Annotated in this window: 15 protein-coding genes; 1 reads left to right on the top strand and 14 read right to left on the bottom strand. The window is 68.6% G+C overall.

Features of this window, described 5'->3' with window-relative positions; translation table 11 throughout:
• From kdoO to bamA, 14 genes are all read right to left on the bottom strand, one after another.
• Positions 1-743 (bottom strand): Kdo hydroxylase KdoO (gene kdoO, locus PK606_RS07395; RefSeq protein WP_324562296.1); only part of this gene is annotated, 743 nt, incomplete at its 3' end.
• Positions 740-1,168, bottom strand: coding sequence for a DUF4149 domain-containing protein (locus PK606_RS07390; protein ID WP_324562294.1), 429 nt, complete (start codon positions 1,166-1,168; stop codon positions 740-742). The genes kdoO and PK606_RS07390, both read right to left, overlap by 4 nt.
• 11 nt (positions 1,169-1,179) lie before the next feature.
• Positions 1,180-1,656, bottom strand: a complete 477-nt coding sequence (gene greA, locus PK606_RS07385) for a transcription elongation factor GreA (protein WP_324562292.1) — start codon at positions 1,654-1,656, stop codon at positions 1,180-1,182.
• A gap of 105 nt (positions 1,657-1,761) precedes the next feature.
• Positions 1,762-5,043: a carbamoyl-phosphate synthase large subunit gene (gene carB / locus PK606_RS07380; protein ID WP_324562290.1), complete on the bottom strand. Its 3,282-nt coding sequence runs from the start codon at positions 5,041-5,043 to the stop codon at positions 1,762-1,764.
• Between the two features lie 22 nt (positions 5,044-5,065).
• Positions 5,066-5,710 carry a hypothetical protein gene (locus PK606_RS07375; protein ID WP_324562287.1) on the bottom strand — a complete coding sequence of 215 codons (645 nt, stop codon included), beginning with the start codon at positions 5,708-5,710 and terminating at the stop codon, positions 5,066-5,068.
• Positions 5,711-5,779: 69 nt separating this feature from the next.
• Complete coding sequence (carA, locus tag PK606_RS07370) at positions 5,780-6,958, bottom strand: glutamine-hydrolyzing carbamoyl-phosphate synthase small subunit (protein WP_324562285.1); 1,179 nt, start codon at positions 6,956-6,958, stop codon at positions 5,780-5,782.
• 193 nt (positions 6,959-7,151) lie between these two features.
• Positions 7,152-7,937 (bottom strand): TrmH family RNA methyltransferase, encoded by a 786-nt coding sequence (locus PK606_RS07365; RefSeq protein WP_324562282.1) that lies wholly within the window; start codon positions 7,935-7,937, stop codon positions 7,152-7,154.
• Entirely contained in the window at positions 7,934-8,569 is a 636-nt protein-coding gene (gene rnhB / locus PK606_RS07360) for a ribonuclease HII (RefSeq protein ID WP_324562280.1), read from the bottom strand. The genes PK606_RS07365 and rnhB overlap by 4 nt, the downstream gene beginning before the upstream one ends.
• Positions 8,541-9,749: a lipid-A-disaccharide synthase gene (lpxB, locus tag PK606_RS07355; protein WP_324562278.1), complete on the bottom strand. Its 1,209-nt coding sequence runs from the start codon at positions 9,747-9,749 to the stop codon at positions 8,541-8,543. Before lpxB ends, rnhB begins: the two co-directional genes overlap by 29 nt.
• Positions 9,750-9,758: 9 nt before the next feature.
• The gene (gene lpxA / locus PK606_RS07350) at positions 9,759-10,556 is read right to left on the bottom strand and encodes an acyl-ACP--UDP-N-acetylglucosamine O-acyltransferase (protein ID WP_324562276.1); all 798 of its coding nucleotides are present in this window, start codon (positions 10,554-10,556) and stop codon (positions 9,759-9,761) included.
• A 19-nt stretch (positions 10,557-10,575) separates the two neighbouring features.
• On the bottom strand, positions 10,576-11,019 hold the full coding sequence (gene fabZ, locus PK606_RS07345; RefSeq protein ID WP_324562273.1) for a 3-hydroxyacyl-ACP dehydratase FabZ: 444 nt from the start codon (positions 11,017-11,019) through the stop codon (positions 10,576-10,578).
• Between the two features lie 59 nt (positions 11,020-11,078).
• On the bottom strand, positions 11,079-12,077 hold the full coding sequence (lpxD, locus tag PK606_RS07340) for a UDP-3-O-(3-hydroxymyristoyl)glucosamine N-acyltransferase (RefSeq protein ID WP_324562271.1): 999 nt from the start codon (positions 12,075-12,077) through the stop codon (positions 11,079-11,081).
• Positions 12,078-12,132: 55 nt separating this feature from the next.
• Positions 12,133-12,615, bottom strand: a complete 483-nt coding sequence (locus PK606_RS07335) for an OmpH/Skp family outer membrane protein (RefSeq protein WP_502920802.1) — start codon at positions 12,613-12,615, stop codon at positions 12,133-12,135.
• 32 nt (positions 12,616-12,647) lie between these two features.
• Positions 12,648-14,945, bottom strand: coding sequence for an outer membrane protein assembly factor BamA (bamA, locus tag PK606_RS07330; protein WP_324562266.1), 2,298 nt, complete (start codon positions 14,943-14,945; stop codon positions 12,648-12,650).
• Positions 14,946-15,000: 55 nt separating this feature from the next.
• On the opposite strand from bamA, the gene PK606_RS07325 reads away from it, so the two are divergent.
• On the top strand, positions 15,001-15,208 hold a 208-nt coding region (locus PK606_RS07325), incomplete at its 3' end, for a hypothetical protein (RefSeq protein WP_324562264.1).

The raw sequence follows: 15,208 nt of genomic DNA, 5'->3' as shown, positions 1-15,208 counted from the left end.
GTGGCCTGGTCGGAGAAGCACACCCAGACGCTGCCGGGCGGAAACGGCACCGTCATCTGCGCGCCGCCTTGCTGGTAGCTGGCGTCGAACTTCATCAGGTCGTGCAGTTGCAGCATCAGATGGTCGTACTCGCTGCGCAATGACTTGGTCACATGCAGGGCATTCAGCAGCCTGGCCTGCCACAGGCGGTACGGCCTGGCCCGGGGCAGGAACTGGCGCGCCACGGTCTCGAAGTCCTCGCCCAGACGCCACACGCGCGACACGCCGGCCGGATTCAGGTTGGTGAACACGCGCAGGATGCGCTCGCCGTAGTTGGGGCGCGAGGGGAACGCATCGACGTGCAGGCGCTGGTCGTCGGCGCGCACCGATTGCGCCCGTGTCTCCACCTGCCGGGGTCGGAAGCTGGTCGGCGCGGTGCGCAGCTGGCCGCGGTATTCGGGCAGCAGGCCATCGATCAGCTGCTGCGCCTGCTGGCGGAAGCGCCCGATCATGGCGGCCAGTTGCCGCTGCTCCTCGGCGCTGCCGCCGGCGCCTTTCAGCACCCCGTCGGCACCCAGGCTGACATTGCGTTTGCCGGCGGCCAGCATGTCCTCGCGCAGCAGCGCCCGCTCATGTGGCTGCAGTGCGAAACCCAGGCGCGGGAAGTGCAACACCTTACCGGCCTCGACGGCGGCGGTCCATTCCGGCCGGCTGTGCGCCTGCTGCCAGTTGCTGAAATCGATCTCGACGATGGGTGAATTCATGGTGCATCCTGCCGCCGTCCCGCCAGACGCCACAGCGCGAGGCCGGCGCACAGCCATTGCGCACTGTAGATCGCCGTGCCCAGGCCGTGCCACAGGCGCAGATTCTCGCGCGCCAGGATGCGCGGCGCCACCGCGTGCTCCAGCAGCAGCGCCAGCAGCATGCCGGTCACCACCACGAACACCGTGGCGCGCGCCGGCGCCGAGCCGCCGGCAGCGCTGCCGCGCTTGAGCAACAGCAACAGCACGACACCGCAGCCCACCGACAGCCAGCTCTGCATGCTGAACAGCCTGGCTGCCACGCCGCCGGCCAGCGCCGTGGTCGGCAGGTTGGCGAACAGCATCGGCACCACCACGAAGCCGACCACCGACATGCTGCCCCACCACAGGGCAGCCGCCAGCAGCGCGGCCCGGTCCGAAAGCGTCATGGCGGGGCGCCTCAGACGTAGCGGACCGAAATGATCTCGTAGTGGCGCAGGCCGCCCGGCGCCTGCACCTCGGCGCTGTCGCCCTCCTCCTTGCCGATCAGCGCGCGCGCGATCGGGCTGGAGATGTTGATCAGGCCCTGCTTCAGGTCGGCCTCGTCCTCGCCGACGATTTGGTAGGTGACCTGCTCGCCGCTGTCCTCGTCCTCCAACTGGACGGTGGCGCCGAACACCACCCTGCCGCCGGCATCCAGCGCCGCCGGGTCGATGATCTGCGCCGCCGCCAGCTTGCCCTCGACCTCCTTGATGCGCCCCTCGATGAAGCCTTGACGGTCCTTGGCGGCGTCGTACTCGGCGTTCTCGCTCAGGTCGCCATGCGAGCGCGCCTCGGCGATCGCCGCGATCACTGCCGGGCGGTCCTTGGTCTTCAGGCGCTGCAGCTCGGCCTTGAGCTGCTCGGCGCCGCGCTTGGTGATGGGAAGGGTGGCCATGTCCTGCTCTCTCGTCTCAAAAAGCGAAACCGCCGAGCGTTTCCCCTCGGCGGTGTATCCAGTGCGCCCATTATGCCGCGCGCAGCAGGCGCGGCCAATCGGCATTCAGCCCAGCTCGGCGTGCATCTCCTGCACCGACACCACACCCAGCTTGTCCATGAACTTCATGCCCTCGACAACGGCCTCGGCGCCGGCGATGGTGGTGAAGGTGGTCAGCCGGTTCAGCAGCGCGTTGGTGCGGATCTGGCGCGAGTCGGCGATCGCGTTGCGGCGCTCCTCGACAGTGTTGATAACCATCACGATCTCGCCGTTCTTGATCGCGTCGACGATGTGCGGCCGGCCTTCGGTGACCTTGTTGATGGTCTGCACCGGCAGCCCCGCGGCCTCGATGGCCGCTGCCGTGCCGCGCGTGGCGACCAGGCCGAAGCCCATGGCGTGCAGGTCGCGCGCGATCTGCACCGCGGTCGGCTTGTCGCTGTTCTTCACGGTGAGGAACACCTTGCCCGAGGGCGTGCCGTCGGCCTTCAGGGGCCGCGGCAGGCGCTCGCCGGCACCGATCTGGGCCTTCACGTAGGCCTCGCCGAAGCTCTTGCCGACACCCATCACCTCGCCGGTGGACTTCATCTCGGGGCCGAGGATGGTGTCGACGCCGGGGAACTTGACGAACGGGAACACCGCTTCCTTGACGCTGAAGTACGGCGGCGTCACCTCTTGCTTGACGCCCTGCGCATCGAGCGTCTGGCCGGCCATGCAGCGCGCCGCCACCTTGGCCAGCTGCACGCCGGTGGCCTTGCTGACGAAGGGCACGGTGCGGCTGGCGCGTGGGTTGACTTCCAGCACGTAGATCACGTCCTGGGTCGTGCCATCGTCCTGCAGGACCTCCTGGATCGCGAACTGCACGTTCATCAGGCCGACCACGTTCAGCGCCTCGGCCATGGCGGCCGTCTGGCGCTTGAGTTCTTCCACCGTGGCGGCCTTCAGATAGTACGGTGGCAGCGAGCAGGCCGAGTCGCCCGAGTGCACGCCGGCCTGCTCGATGTGCTCCATCACGCCGCCGATGAACACGCGGCCGACGCCGTCACGTACCGCGTCCACGTCGCATTCGATGGCATCCGACAGGAAGCGGTCCAGCAGCACCGGCGAATCGTTGCTGACCTTCACGGCCTCGCGCATGTAGCGCTCCAGGTCGCGCTGCTCGTGCACGATCTCCATCGCGCGGCCGCCCAGCACGTAGCTCGGGCGCACCACCAGCGGGTAGCCCAGCTCGGCGGCCTTGGCCAGCGCCTCTTCCTCGGTGCGCGCGGTGGCGTTGGGCGGCTGCAGCAGCTTGAGCCTGTGCAGCAGCTGCTGGAAGCGCTCGCGGTCCTCGGCGGCGTCGATCATGTCGGGGCTGGTGCCGATGATGGGCACGCCCGCAGCCTCGAGGCCCAGGGCCAGCTTCAGCGGCGTCTGGCCGCCGTACTGCACGATCACGCCGGTGGGTTTTTCCTTGTCGACGATCTCCAGCACGTCTTCCAGCGTCAGCGGCTCGAAGTACAGGCGGTCCGAGGTGTCGTAGTCGGTCGAGACGGTCTCGGGGTTGCAGTTGACCATGATGGTCTCGTAGCCGTCCTCGCGCATCGCCAGCGCGGCGTGCACGCAGCAGTAGTCGAACTCGATGCCCTGGCCGATGCGGTTGGGGCCGCCGCCCAGCACCATGATCTTCTTGCGATTGGTCGGCTCGGCCTCGCACTCCTCCTCGTAGGTCGAGTACATGTAGGCGGTGTCGGTGGCGAACTCGGCGGCACAGGTGTCGACGCGCTTGTAGACCGGGCGCACACCCAGGGCGTGGCGGCGCTCGCGCACCGCCTGCTCGTTCACGTGCAGCAACTTGGCCAGGCGGCGGTCCGAGAAACCCTTCTGCTTCAGTTTCAGCAGCTCCTGCTTCGAGAGCAATTCAAGCGCCTGGTCACCGTGCTCGGCGGTGTGGCGGTCGATGTCGAGTTCGATCTTGATGAGCTCCTCGATCTGGACCAGGAACCACTTGTCGATCTTCGTCAGGTCATGCACCTCGTCCAGCGACCAGCCGGCGGCGAAGGCATCGCCGACGAACCAGATGCGCTCGGGACCGGGGTCGCCGAGTTCCTTCTCCAGCCACTCGCGGTCCTGGGTCTTCTGGTTCATGCCGTCGACACCGACCTCGAGCCCCCGCAGCGCCTTCTGGAAGCTCTCCTGGAAGGTGCGTCCGATCGCCATCACCTCACCGACGCTCTTCATCTGCGTGGTCAGGCGGTCATCGGCGACGGGGAATTTCTCGAACGCGAAGCGCGGCACCTTGGTGACCACGTAGTCGATGGTCGGCTCGAACGAGGCCGGCGTGGCGCCGCCGGTGATCTCGTTCCTCAGCTCGTCCAGCGTGTAGCCGACCGCCAGCTTGGCGGCGATCTTGGCGATCGGGAAGCCCGTGGCCTTGGACGCCAGTGCCGACGAACGCGACACGCGCGGGTTCATCTCGATCACGATCATGCGGCCGTCCTTCGGGTTGACGGCGAACTGCACGTTGGAGCCGCCAGTGTCGACACCGATCTCGCGCAGCACCGCGATGCTGGCATCGCGCATCAGCTGGTATTCCTTGTCCGACAGCGTCTGCGCCGGCGCCACCGTGATCGAGTCGCCGGTGTGCACGCCCATCGGATCCAGGTTCTCGATCGAGCAGACGATGATGCAGTTGTCGGCCTGATCGCGCACCACCTCCATCTCGAACTCCTTCCAGCCGAGCAGCGACTCCTCGATCAGCAGCTCGTTGGTCGGCGAGGCCTCCAGGCCGCGCTTGCAGATGGTCTCGAACTCCTCCGGGTTGTAGGCGATGCCGCCGCCGGTGCCGCCGAGCGTGAAGCTGGGCCGGATCACGGTCGGGAAGCCCACGTGCTTCTGCACCGCCCAGGCTTCGTCCATGCTGTGCGCGATGCCGGAGCGCGCCGAGGCCAGGCCGATGCGCGTCATCGCGTCCTTGAACTTCAGCCGGTCCTCGGCCTTGTCGATCGCCTCGGGCCGGGCGCCGATCAGCTCGACGTTGTACTTGGCCAGCACGCCGTGGCGCCACAGATCGAGCGCGCAGTTGAGCGCCGTCTGCCCGCCCATGGTCGGCAGGATGGCGTCGGGGCGCTCCTTGGCGATGATCTTCTCGACCGTGGGCCAGGTGATCGGCTCGATGTAGGTGACGTCGGCGGTGGCCGGGTCGGTCATGATCGTGGCCGGGTTGCTGTTGATCAGGATGACGCGGTAGCCCTCCTCGCGCAGCGCCTTGCAGGCCTGCACGCCGGAGTAGTCGAACTCGCAGGCCTGGCCGATGACGATCGGGCCGGCGCCGATGATGAGGATGCTCTTGAGGTCGGTTCTTTTGGGCATTGGATCAGGAAGGGAATCGGGTTCAGTAAAGCAGCTTGACCGGGATGTGGCACTGCACGAAGGCGTCAGTCATGAATCGGGTCAGCAGTTGCCGGCCAAGCGCCCGGCCGCGCTGCCTGGGATCGGCTGGCGCGCCGGCGGCGCCGGCCAGGTGCTCAAGCCCGGTTGCGCGGCGCAGGCCAGCAAACCTCGGCTGGGGGGCGAAGGCCGCCAGCGCCTCGGTCTCGGCGGGCGTGGCCGGCGCGGCCGCGGGCAGCAGACCGGCGCCGGCCAGCATGGCTTCGCCGATCAGGCGTGCGGCGCCGGCTTCGAGCACCTGCAGTTCGCTCGCCAGCGCGTCAGAGTGCGCCCGCGCGTAATCACGCGCCACCTGGCGCTGGCGCGGCAGCAACTCGCCCGACGACAGCGCGCCGCGCATGCAGTCCAGCTGCGCCGCACTGACCAGCTCGGCCTTGTCGGCCAACGGCCAGCGCGCGTCCTGGGCCGCGCTGGCATCCAGCAGGCGGCCGACCGGCAGCAGCCGGGTGTAGGCGTCGGCAAAGCGTTCGACCGGATCGGCGGGCGCCTGCGGCGCCAGCGGGGCGCAGCCGCTGGCCAGCACCGCCAGCGCGAGGCCGCCACGGCGCCACCAGCGACCCGATCGGCCAGCGCGGCAGCCTGGACGCACGGACCGGCAGTCAGGCATGGCAAGCAGGTGCTGCGTGGACGACATCGGCGCGGGAAAGCAACAACAGGCTCAGGCGGCCTTCGCCTGGTGCGCCTGCATGTCCTGGTTGAAGCGATCGAACAGGTAGGCGATGTCGCGCGGGCCGGGCAGTGCTTCCGGATGGCCCTGGAAGCAGAACGCCGGCTTGTCGACGTAGCTGAAGCCCTGCAGCGTGCCGTCGAACAGGCTCACGTGCGTCGCCTGCAGATGCGCCGGCAGGCTGGCGGCGTCGACCGCGAAGCCGTGGTTCTGGCTGGTGATCGAGACCGATCCGGTTTCCTTGTTCTGCACCGGGTGGTTGGCGCCATGGTGGCCGAACTTCATCTTGAAGGTCCTGGCGCCGGCGGCCAGCGCCATGATCTGGTGCCCCAGGCAGATGCCGAACACCGGCGTGCCGCTGGCGATGATCTCGCGCGCGGCGGCGATGGCGTAGTCGCAGGGCTCGGGGTCGCCCGGGCCGTTGGAGAAGAACACGCCGTCGGGCTCTTGCGCCAGCACCTCGGCCGCCGGCGTCTGCGCCGGCACCACCGTAACCCGGCAGCCGCGTTGCGCCAGCATGCGCAGGATGTTCTTCTTGATGCCGAAGTCGTAGGCGATGACGTGGAATTGCGGCGCCTCCTGGGTGCCGAAGCCACCGCCCAGGGTCCACTCCGACTGGGTCCACTCATACGGCTGGTCGGTGCTGACGGCCTTGGCCAGGTCGAGCCCGACCATCGACGGCGCCGCGCGCGCGGCCGCCAACGCCTCGTCGATGCGCGCCGGCGTCACCTGCTCACCCGCTGCGAGACCGAGGATCGCGCCGTTCTGCGCGCCCTGGCTGCGCAGCAGCCGGGTCAGCTGGCGGGTATCGATGCCGGCCAGCGCCACCGTGTTGCCGGCCTTCAGGTAGTCGGACAGCGTGCCCTGGCTGCGGAAGTTGCTGACCAGCAGCGGCAGGTCCTTGATGATCAGGCCGGCGGCCTGGATGCGGCCCGATTCGACGTCCTCGTCGTTCACTCCGTAGTTGCCGATGTGCGGATACGTCAGGGTGACGATCTGCTGGCGGTAGCTCGGGTCGGTCAGGATTTCCTGGTACCCGGTCATGGAGGTGTTGAAAACCACCTCGCCGACCGTGGTGCCGGTGGCGCCGATGGATTCACCGATGAAGACGCTGCCGTCGGCGAGGGCCAGGATGGCGGGCGGGAATTTACCCTCGAGGGACGAAAGCACTGGGTTCTCCGTATGGTATCGGTCGCCCGTGCACGCCCCGCGTGCCTGGGCACGCGGAAAAAGCTCTCGGATGGGTGTCTGCTTTTGGTGCTCTCGGGCGACGCTGTTGCGAGAAAAGCCTCTAATTATAGCGGCGCGCCGCTCAAGCTACCGCGCCCGAGCACCATCGCGGCCCGCATTCGGGTGCGGTTTTTCACGGTGCGCGGTCGACCGCCGCGGCGCTGGCATGCAGGCAGATCGCGGCGGCGGCGGCCACGTTGAGCGACTCCTCCCCACCCGGCTGGCCGATGCGCAGGGCCATGGCTGCGCGCGCTGCCAGCGAGGCATCGACGCCCTGCCCCTCATGACCCAGCACCCAGGCACAGGGCCAGGGCAGGCGCGCCCGGTGCAGCAGTTCACCGTCGTGCGAGCTGGTGATCAGCAGCGGCACCTGCAAGGCCGCCAGTTCATCGACCGACAGCGCCTCGACCAGCCGCAGGCCGAAATGCGCGCCCATGCCGGCACGCAGCACCTTGGGCGACCACAGCAGCGCCGTGCCCTTGATCGCCACCACCTGCGCGAAGCCGAAGGCCGCCGCGCTGCGCAGGATGGAGCCGACGTTGCCGGCATCCTGCACGCGGTCCAGCACCACCGTCGGCACATCCGCTTGCAGGGCCGGCGCATTCGGCAGATCGAGCACGAAGGCCAGCGGCGCCGGCGACGGCAGCTCGCTGATGCCCTTCATCAGCGGATCGGCGACGACGATGTTCCTGGCCGCCGCCTGCGCGATGGCGGCAGGCGCCAGCGGCCAGAACGAGGCCGAGAACACGCCCAGCGCCGGCCGCCAGCCACGCGCCAGCGCGGCGCCGCACAGGTGCTCGCCCTCCACCCACACGCGGCCCTGCCTGCGGTGCGCACCGCTGTCCTGCGCCAGCCGACGCAAATCCTTCAGCAAGGCGTTGTCGCGCGACGTGATGAGCGTGGGCGCGTCGGTGCTCACGCCGCACCTCCGGCACCGGCCAGCACCCGGGCCACCGGCGCGAAGCTGCTGCGGTGCTGCTCGCAGGCGCCGTGCGTGCGCAGCGCCGCCAGGTGCGCGGCGGTGCCATAGCCCTTGTGGGTGGCGAAGCCGTACTGCGGCCACCGGGCGTCGACTTCGGCGCACCAGCGGTCGCGGTGCACCTTGGCCAGGATCGACGCCGCCGAGATCGCGGGCACCGTGGCGTCGCCGCCGATCACGGCCTCGGCGCGTGCCGCCAGCGTCGGCAGGCGGTTGCCGTCGACCAGCACCTTGGCCGGCGGCAGGCGCAGGCCGGCCACGGCGCGCTGCATCGCCAGCATGGTGGCCTGCAGGATGTTCAGGCGGTCGATCTCCTCCACCGTGGCCTCGGCGATCGAGCAGCACAGGGCCTGGGCGAGGATGGTTTCGTACAGCTGCTCGCGCCGGCGTGCGGTCAGCTTCTTGGAATCAGCCAGGCCATCGATCGGCCGGCGCGGGTCGAGGATCACCGCCGCCGCCACCACCGGGCCGGCCAGCGGCCCGCGCCCGGCCTCGTCGACGCCGGCGATCAGGCCGGGCGCATCCCAGTCGAGCGGCGCCTGTTCAGCGCGCAAGAAGCGTCTCGATCGCATCGGTGGCGAGGCGGGCGGTGTCGCGCCGCAACTCGTGGTGCAGGGCGGCGAAGCGGGTTTCTAGGGCGGCGATTTTCTCAGGTGCGGCCAGCCAGTCCAGCGCGGCGCCGGCCAGCGCCTCGGGCGTGGCCGCGTCCTGCACCAGTTCCGGCACCACGAAGGGTGCGTCGGCACGGTCGGCGAAGGCGTGCGCCGACACGCCGGTCGGCCGGTGCAGCCACTCATGTGGCGCGCACAGCACGTTGGGCAGGCCGATCCAGGGCAGCTGGCGCTTACCGTGCATCAGGTGGTAGCTGAAGCTAGGCATCGCGTAGGCAATCACCATCGGGCGCTTGAACAGCGCCGCCTCCAGCGTCGCGGTGCCGCTGGCGATCAGCGTCAGGTCGCAGGCCGCCAGCGCGGCATGTGACTGCCCCGGCAGCACCATCAGGGCCTCGCCCAGGCCGCTGGCCTGGGCCTCGGCCCTGATCCGGGCCAGCAGGTGCGGCACCGCGGGCACGATGAACCGCATCCCCGGTCGCGCTTGCCGGATCAAGGCCGCCGCGGCGAGGAAGCGCGGCCACAGGTGCTTGACCTCGGCGGCACGGCTGCCCGGCAGCAGGGCCACCACCGTGTCTTGCGGCGGCAGCCCGAGCGAGCGCCGGGCGGCGGCGCGATCAGGCTGCATCGGGATCATCTGGGCCAGCGGATGGCCAACGTAGCTGGCGCCCACGCCATGCTCCGCCAGCAGTTCCGGCTCGAAGGGAAACAGGCACAGCACGTGGTCGGCCGCGTTTTTCAGCTTGATCAGCTTCTCGGGCCGCCAGGCCCAGAACGAAGGACTGACGAAGTGCAGTGTCCGGATGCCGCCCGCCTTCAGGCGCGCCTCCAGGTCGAAGTTGAAATCGGGCGCATCGACGCCGATGAACAGGTCGGGCGGCTCGGCCAGCAGGCGGTCACCCAGGACACGTCGCAGGCGCAGCAGTTCCGGCAGGCGCGGCAGCACTTCGAGGTAGCCGCGCACCGACAGCTTTTCCACCGGCCACCAGGCCTCGAAGCCACGCGCGGCCATCTGCGCGCCGCCGATGCCGGCCGCCGTCAGGTCGGGCCAGCGCGCCCGCAGGCCGTCGAGCAGCAGGCCGGCCAGCAGGTCACCCGAGGTCTCGCCTGCGACGATGCCGAAGCGCGGCGCCGCTGCCATGCGCGCGCCCTAACGCACGATGCCGCGGCTGGCGCTGGCCAGGAAATCCTGCATCAGCGCGATATCGGCATCGGCATCGGCCAGTTCGCCGCGCAGCGCATCGATCTGCTGCCGCGCGGCCTCGAGCGTGAGGCCCTTGCGGTACAGCAGCCGATGCATCTGCTTGACGATGGCGAGGCGCTCGGCCGAGTAGCCACGCCGGCGCAGCCCCTCGGCATTGATGCTCTGCGCCTCGGCCGGGTTGCCGGCGGCGGTGACGAAGGGCGGCAGATCCTGCGCCAGCCGGGCCTGGAACGCGGTCATGGCATGGGCGCCGACGCGCACGAACTGGTGCACACCGGTGAGGCCGCCCAGGAACACCCAGTCGCCCAGGTGCACGTGCCCGGCGAGCTGCACCGCGTTGGCCAGGATGACGTGACTGCCGAGTTGGCAGTCGTGCGCGACGTGCACGTAGGCCATGATCCAGTTGTCGTCGCCCAGGCGGGTCACGCCGGCATCCTGCACGGTGCCGGTGTTGATGGTGACGAACTCGCGGATGGTGTTGCCATCGCCGATTTCCAGTCGGGTCGGCTCGCCGGCGTACTTCTTGTCCTGCGGCTGCGCGCCGATGCTGGCGAACTGGAAGATGCGGTTGTCGCGGCCGATGCGCGTGTGGCCCTCGATCACGCAATGCGCGCCGATCTGCGTGCCCGGGCCGATGCGCACGTGCGGACCGATCACCGCGTAGGGCCCCACCTGCACCGACGCATCCAGTTCGGCGTCCGGATCGATGAGCGCCGTGGGGTGGATCGCAGCGGTCTGCGGCATGACCAGACGCGATGCGACTTCAGCCGACGTTGCGCATGGTGCACATGATGGCCGCCTCGCAGGCCATCTCGTCACCCACCATGGCCTTGCAGTTGAAGCGGTAGATGCCGGCACGCGCGCGGTCGAGCGCGGCGTGCAAGATCAACTGGTCGCCCGGCTCGACCGGGCGCTTGAAGCGCGCGCCGTCGATGCCGACGAAGTAGAACACCTGGTCGTCGCCGAGCGAGATGCCTTCGGTCTCGAACGACAGCAGCGCGCAGGTCTGGGCCATGGCTTCCAGCATCAACACGCCCGGCATCACCGGACGGTTGGGGAAATGGCCGGTGAAGAACGGCTCGTTGATGGTGACGTTCTTGACCGCGCGCAGCGTCTTAGCCTGCAGGTCGATCTCGAGCACCCGATCGACCAGCAGCATCGGATAGCGGTGGGGCAGCTTGGTGAGGATGCGGTGGATGTCCATCATGGCGCGATGCTTCTATTTTGGTAGCTGTTGTCGCCCATGAAACGGGCATGGCGCTGATTCTAAGCTTGGTCGCCGACATCACGCCGGCCGGCCTCGAGGCGCCGGACGCGTTCGCGCAACTCGTGGATGCGCTTGAGCGTGGCAGCGTTCTTCTCCCAGTTGCTGTTCTCGTCGAGCGGGAAGAAGCCGGTGTAGTGGCCGGGCTTGAGGATCGAGCGCGTGACGATCGAGGCCGAGGAGATGTGCACGTGGTCGGCAATCGTCAGGTGGCCCAGGATCATGCCGGCGCCACCCACGGTGCAGTAGGCACCGATGCGCGCGCTGCCGGCCACGCCGACGCAGCCGGCCATCGCCGTGTGCCGGCCGATGTGGCAGTTGTGGCCGATCTGGATCAGGTTGTCGAGCTTGACGCCGTCCTCGATCACGGTGTCGTCGAGCGCGCCGCGGTCGACGCAGGTGTTGGCACCGATCTCGACGTCGTCGCCGATGCGCACGGCGCCGAGCTGCTCGATCTTCTCCCACGTGCCCTCGTTGGGCGCGAAGCCGAAGCCGTCGCCGCCGATCACGGCACCGCTCTGGATCAGGCAGCGCGCGCCGATGACGCAGCGCTCGCCGACGGTGACGCGGGGTTTCAACACGGTGCCGGCGCCGATGCGCGCATCGCGGCCGATGAAGCACAGGGCGCCGATGCTGGCGCTCGCGTCGATGACGGCGCCGTCCTCCACCACCGCGCTGGGGTGGACGCCGGGGCGCGCCGCGCCGCCGTGCTCACGCGCCCACAGTTGCGTCAAGCGGGCGAAATACAGGTGCGGATCATCGACCACGATGCAGTCGCCGCCGTTCGGGCGCTGCCGCGCGGCATCGTGCATGGCGGCGCCGACGATGACGCAGCCGGCCTGGGTGCCCGCCAGCAGCGGCGCCAGCCGGGGGTTGACCAGAAAACTCAGTTCGGACGGCTGGGCTGTCTCCAGCGGCGCCAGGCGCGTGATCAGGCGATCGGAGTCGCCGTGGAGCTGGCCGCCCAGTGCCTCGACGATGGTTCCGACTTTCAGACTCATGGCCGCCGGCGCTGCGCAGGAGGGGCCGGATCCACCGCGCGTGGACCCGCCGCGCTCACTTGCCGGCGTTGAGCGCCTTGATCACCTGGTCGGTGATGTCCAGGCGGGGGTTGACGTACACCGCTTCCTGCAGGATGACGTCGTACTTCTCGGCTTCCGCCACCTGCTTGACGACGCGGTTGGCGCGGTCGAGGATCTGCTGCAGTTCCTCCTGCTTGCGCGCGGCCAGGTCTTCCTGGAATTCGCGCCGCTTGCGCTGGAACTCGCGGTCCTGCTCCATCAGCTGGCGCTGACGCGTCAGGCGCTGGCTCTCGCTCATGGTCGGCGCCTCGCGCTCGAAGCGCTCCGACGCGGTCTTGAGCGCCGCGCCGGCGTCGTCGATCTCGCGCTCGCGGCGCGAGAATTCCTGTTCCAGCTTGGTCTGCGCCGCCTTGGCCGGCGTGGCGTCACGCAGCAGGCGGTCGGTGTTGACGAAGCCGATGCGCACCGGATCCTGCGCCAGCGCCGCCGGCACCCACAACGACGCACCGGCGACGATCGCCAGCGCCAGGTTGCGAGAAATGAACTGCTTCAAAACGATGTCCCGATCTGGAATTGGAATCGCTCGATTCTATCGCCCGGGCGCTTGCGCAGCGGCACCGCGAAGGCAAAGCGCAGCGGGCCGAGCGGCGAGATCCAGCTGAAGCCGATGCCGGTCGAGTAGCGCAGCCGGTCACCGCTGATCTTCTCGCCGTCGCCGTACAGCGCGCCGGCGTCGACGAAGCCGAACAGGCGCAGCGTGCGGTCGTTGCCGGCGCCCGGGAAGGGCATGATGAACTCGGTGTTGAGCGTGATCTTGCGCGTGCCGCCGATGAAGGCGCCGGTGACATCGCGCGGGCCCAGCGTGGACTGCTCGTAGCCGCGCACCGACCCCAGGCCGCCGGAGAAGAAGTTCTTGAACACCGGGAATGGCCGCCCGCCCAGGCCCTTGCCCCAGCCCAGTTCGCCGTTGAAGGCCAGCGTGAACTGCTTGGACAGCGGGATGTACTGCTGGTACTGGTAGTTGCCCTTGACGTAGCGCGCGTCGCCGAACAGGCCCAGCTCGCCGATCAGGCGCTGGTAGCGGCCGGAGTTGGGCGCCAATGCGCTGTCGCGTGAATCGCGCGACCAGCCGAGCGTGAACGGGAACGAGGTGCTGGTGTAGCCGTACTCGTTGGCGTAGGCCAGGTAGGCGGCCGGGATGTTGGTGCCCGGCTTGATGCGCGTGCGCTCGGCGTTGATGCCCAGGTACACGGTGTCGAGTTCCGTCACCGGCAGGCCGAACTTCAGCCCCGCACCCATGGTCACCAGCGTGTAGTTGCCACCCTGGTCCTGGTACGGCTTCTGCGTGCGGTAGTACAGGTCGACCGTGCGCGAGACACCGTTGACGGTGAAGTACGGATCGGTGGTGCTGACCACCGCGGTGCGGTTGTACTTGCCGGTGTTGAGTTGCAGGTCCAGCTTGTTGCCGGAGCCGAACACGTTCTCCTGCGCCAGCCCGAAGGTGAACGACAGCTTCTCCGCCGACGAGTAGCCGGCGCCGATCGAGATGTTGCCGGTGGGCTTTTCCTTCACCTCGACGTTCAGGTCGACCTGGTCGGGCGCGCCCGGCACCTCGGCCGAGGTGATCGACAGCTCGGTGAAGTAGCCCAGGCGGTCGACGCGATCGCGCGACAGGCGGATCTTCTCGGCGTCGTACCAGCTTGACTCGTACTGGCGGAACTCGCGCCGGATCACCTCGTCGCGCGTGCGCGTGTTGCCCTGGATGTTGATGCGGCGCACGTAGACGCGCCGCGACGGCTCGGCGCGCAGCGTGATCGCCACCTGGTTGTTGACACGGTCGACCTGCGGCACCGCCTCGACAGTGGCAAACGCGAAGCCGTAGTTGCCGAAGTGATCGGAGAAGGCCTTGGTCGTCTCGGCCACCTGGTCGGCGTTGTAGGCCTCGCCCGGCTTGATCTTGATGAGTGACTTGAACTCGTCCTCGCGGTCGAGGTACTCGCCCTGCAGCGCCACGCCCGAGACCACGAAGCGCTCGCCCTCGGTGATGTTGACGGTGATGGTGATCGACTCCTTGTCGGGCGCCATCGCCACCTGGGTCGAATCGATGCGGAAGTCGAGGTAGCCACGCGCCAGGTAGTAGGAACGCAGCGCTTCCAGGTCGGCGTTGAGCTTGGCGCGCGAGTACTGGTCGCTCTTGGTGTACCAGGACATCCAGTTGCCGGTGTCGAGGTCGAACAGGTCCTTCAGCCGGCCGTCCGAAAACGCCTGGTTGCCGACGATGTCGATGTCCTTGATGCGCGCCGGCCGGCCTTCGGTGATGTTGAAGGTCAGGCGCACCTGGTTGCGCTCCGACGGCGTCACCGTGGTCTGCACCTCGGCGCCGTACAGGCTGCGGTTGATGTACTGGCGCTTGAGTTCCTGCTCGGCGCGGTCGGCCAGCGCCCGGTCGTAGGCGCGGCCGGACGCCAGCCCGGCATCGCGCAGCACCGCCTGCAGCACCTCGTTGCTGAACTCGCGGTTGCCGGCGAACTCGACCGATGCCACCGTCGGCCGCTCCTGCACGATGACGACCAGCACGTCGCCCTGCACTTCCAGCCGCACGTCCGAGAACAGGCCAAGCCCGAACAGCGCGCGGATCGCCGCCGCACCCTTGTCGTCGTCGTAGGTCTCGCCGACCCGCACCGGCAACGAGCCGAACACGGTGCCGGGCTCGACCCGCTGCAGCCCCTCGACCCGGATGTCGCGCACGGTGAACGGCTCGACCGCCCAGACCAGTTGCGCGGCCAGCGCCAGCGACACTGCGGTAGCCACGGTCCGCAAGCGCAATCGTTGTGCGATGAATGTCATGAATGCTCAGGAAGCCGCGGCCGCTAGTGTGCTATCCCGCAAATAGCTGCATGAAATGAAATTGATGCATTCGCCTGCAGGGCAAGGCGCAAACCGCAGCGATACCGGGCAGTATCGCGAGGATTTGCAACGCCGCCATGCGGGTGAAGGCGCGATTTCATATGCAGGTTACTTGCGGTACAGCACACCAAGGCCATCAGGAACATGTGGTCAGCCAAGCCGGGTCGCGATGTCGTTGTATACCGCGATGGCCATCACGGACA

Source organism: Ottowia sp. (genome assembly GCF_035444425.1).
Lineage (GTDB): Bacteria > Pseudomonadota > Gammaproteobacteria > Burkholderiales > Burkholderiaceae_C > Ottowia.
Note: the sequence above shows the minus strand (reverse complement) of the source record. Positions and strands in the feature narration are given on the sequence as shown.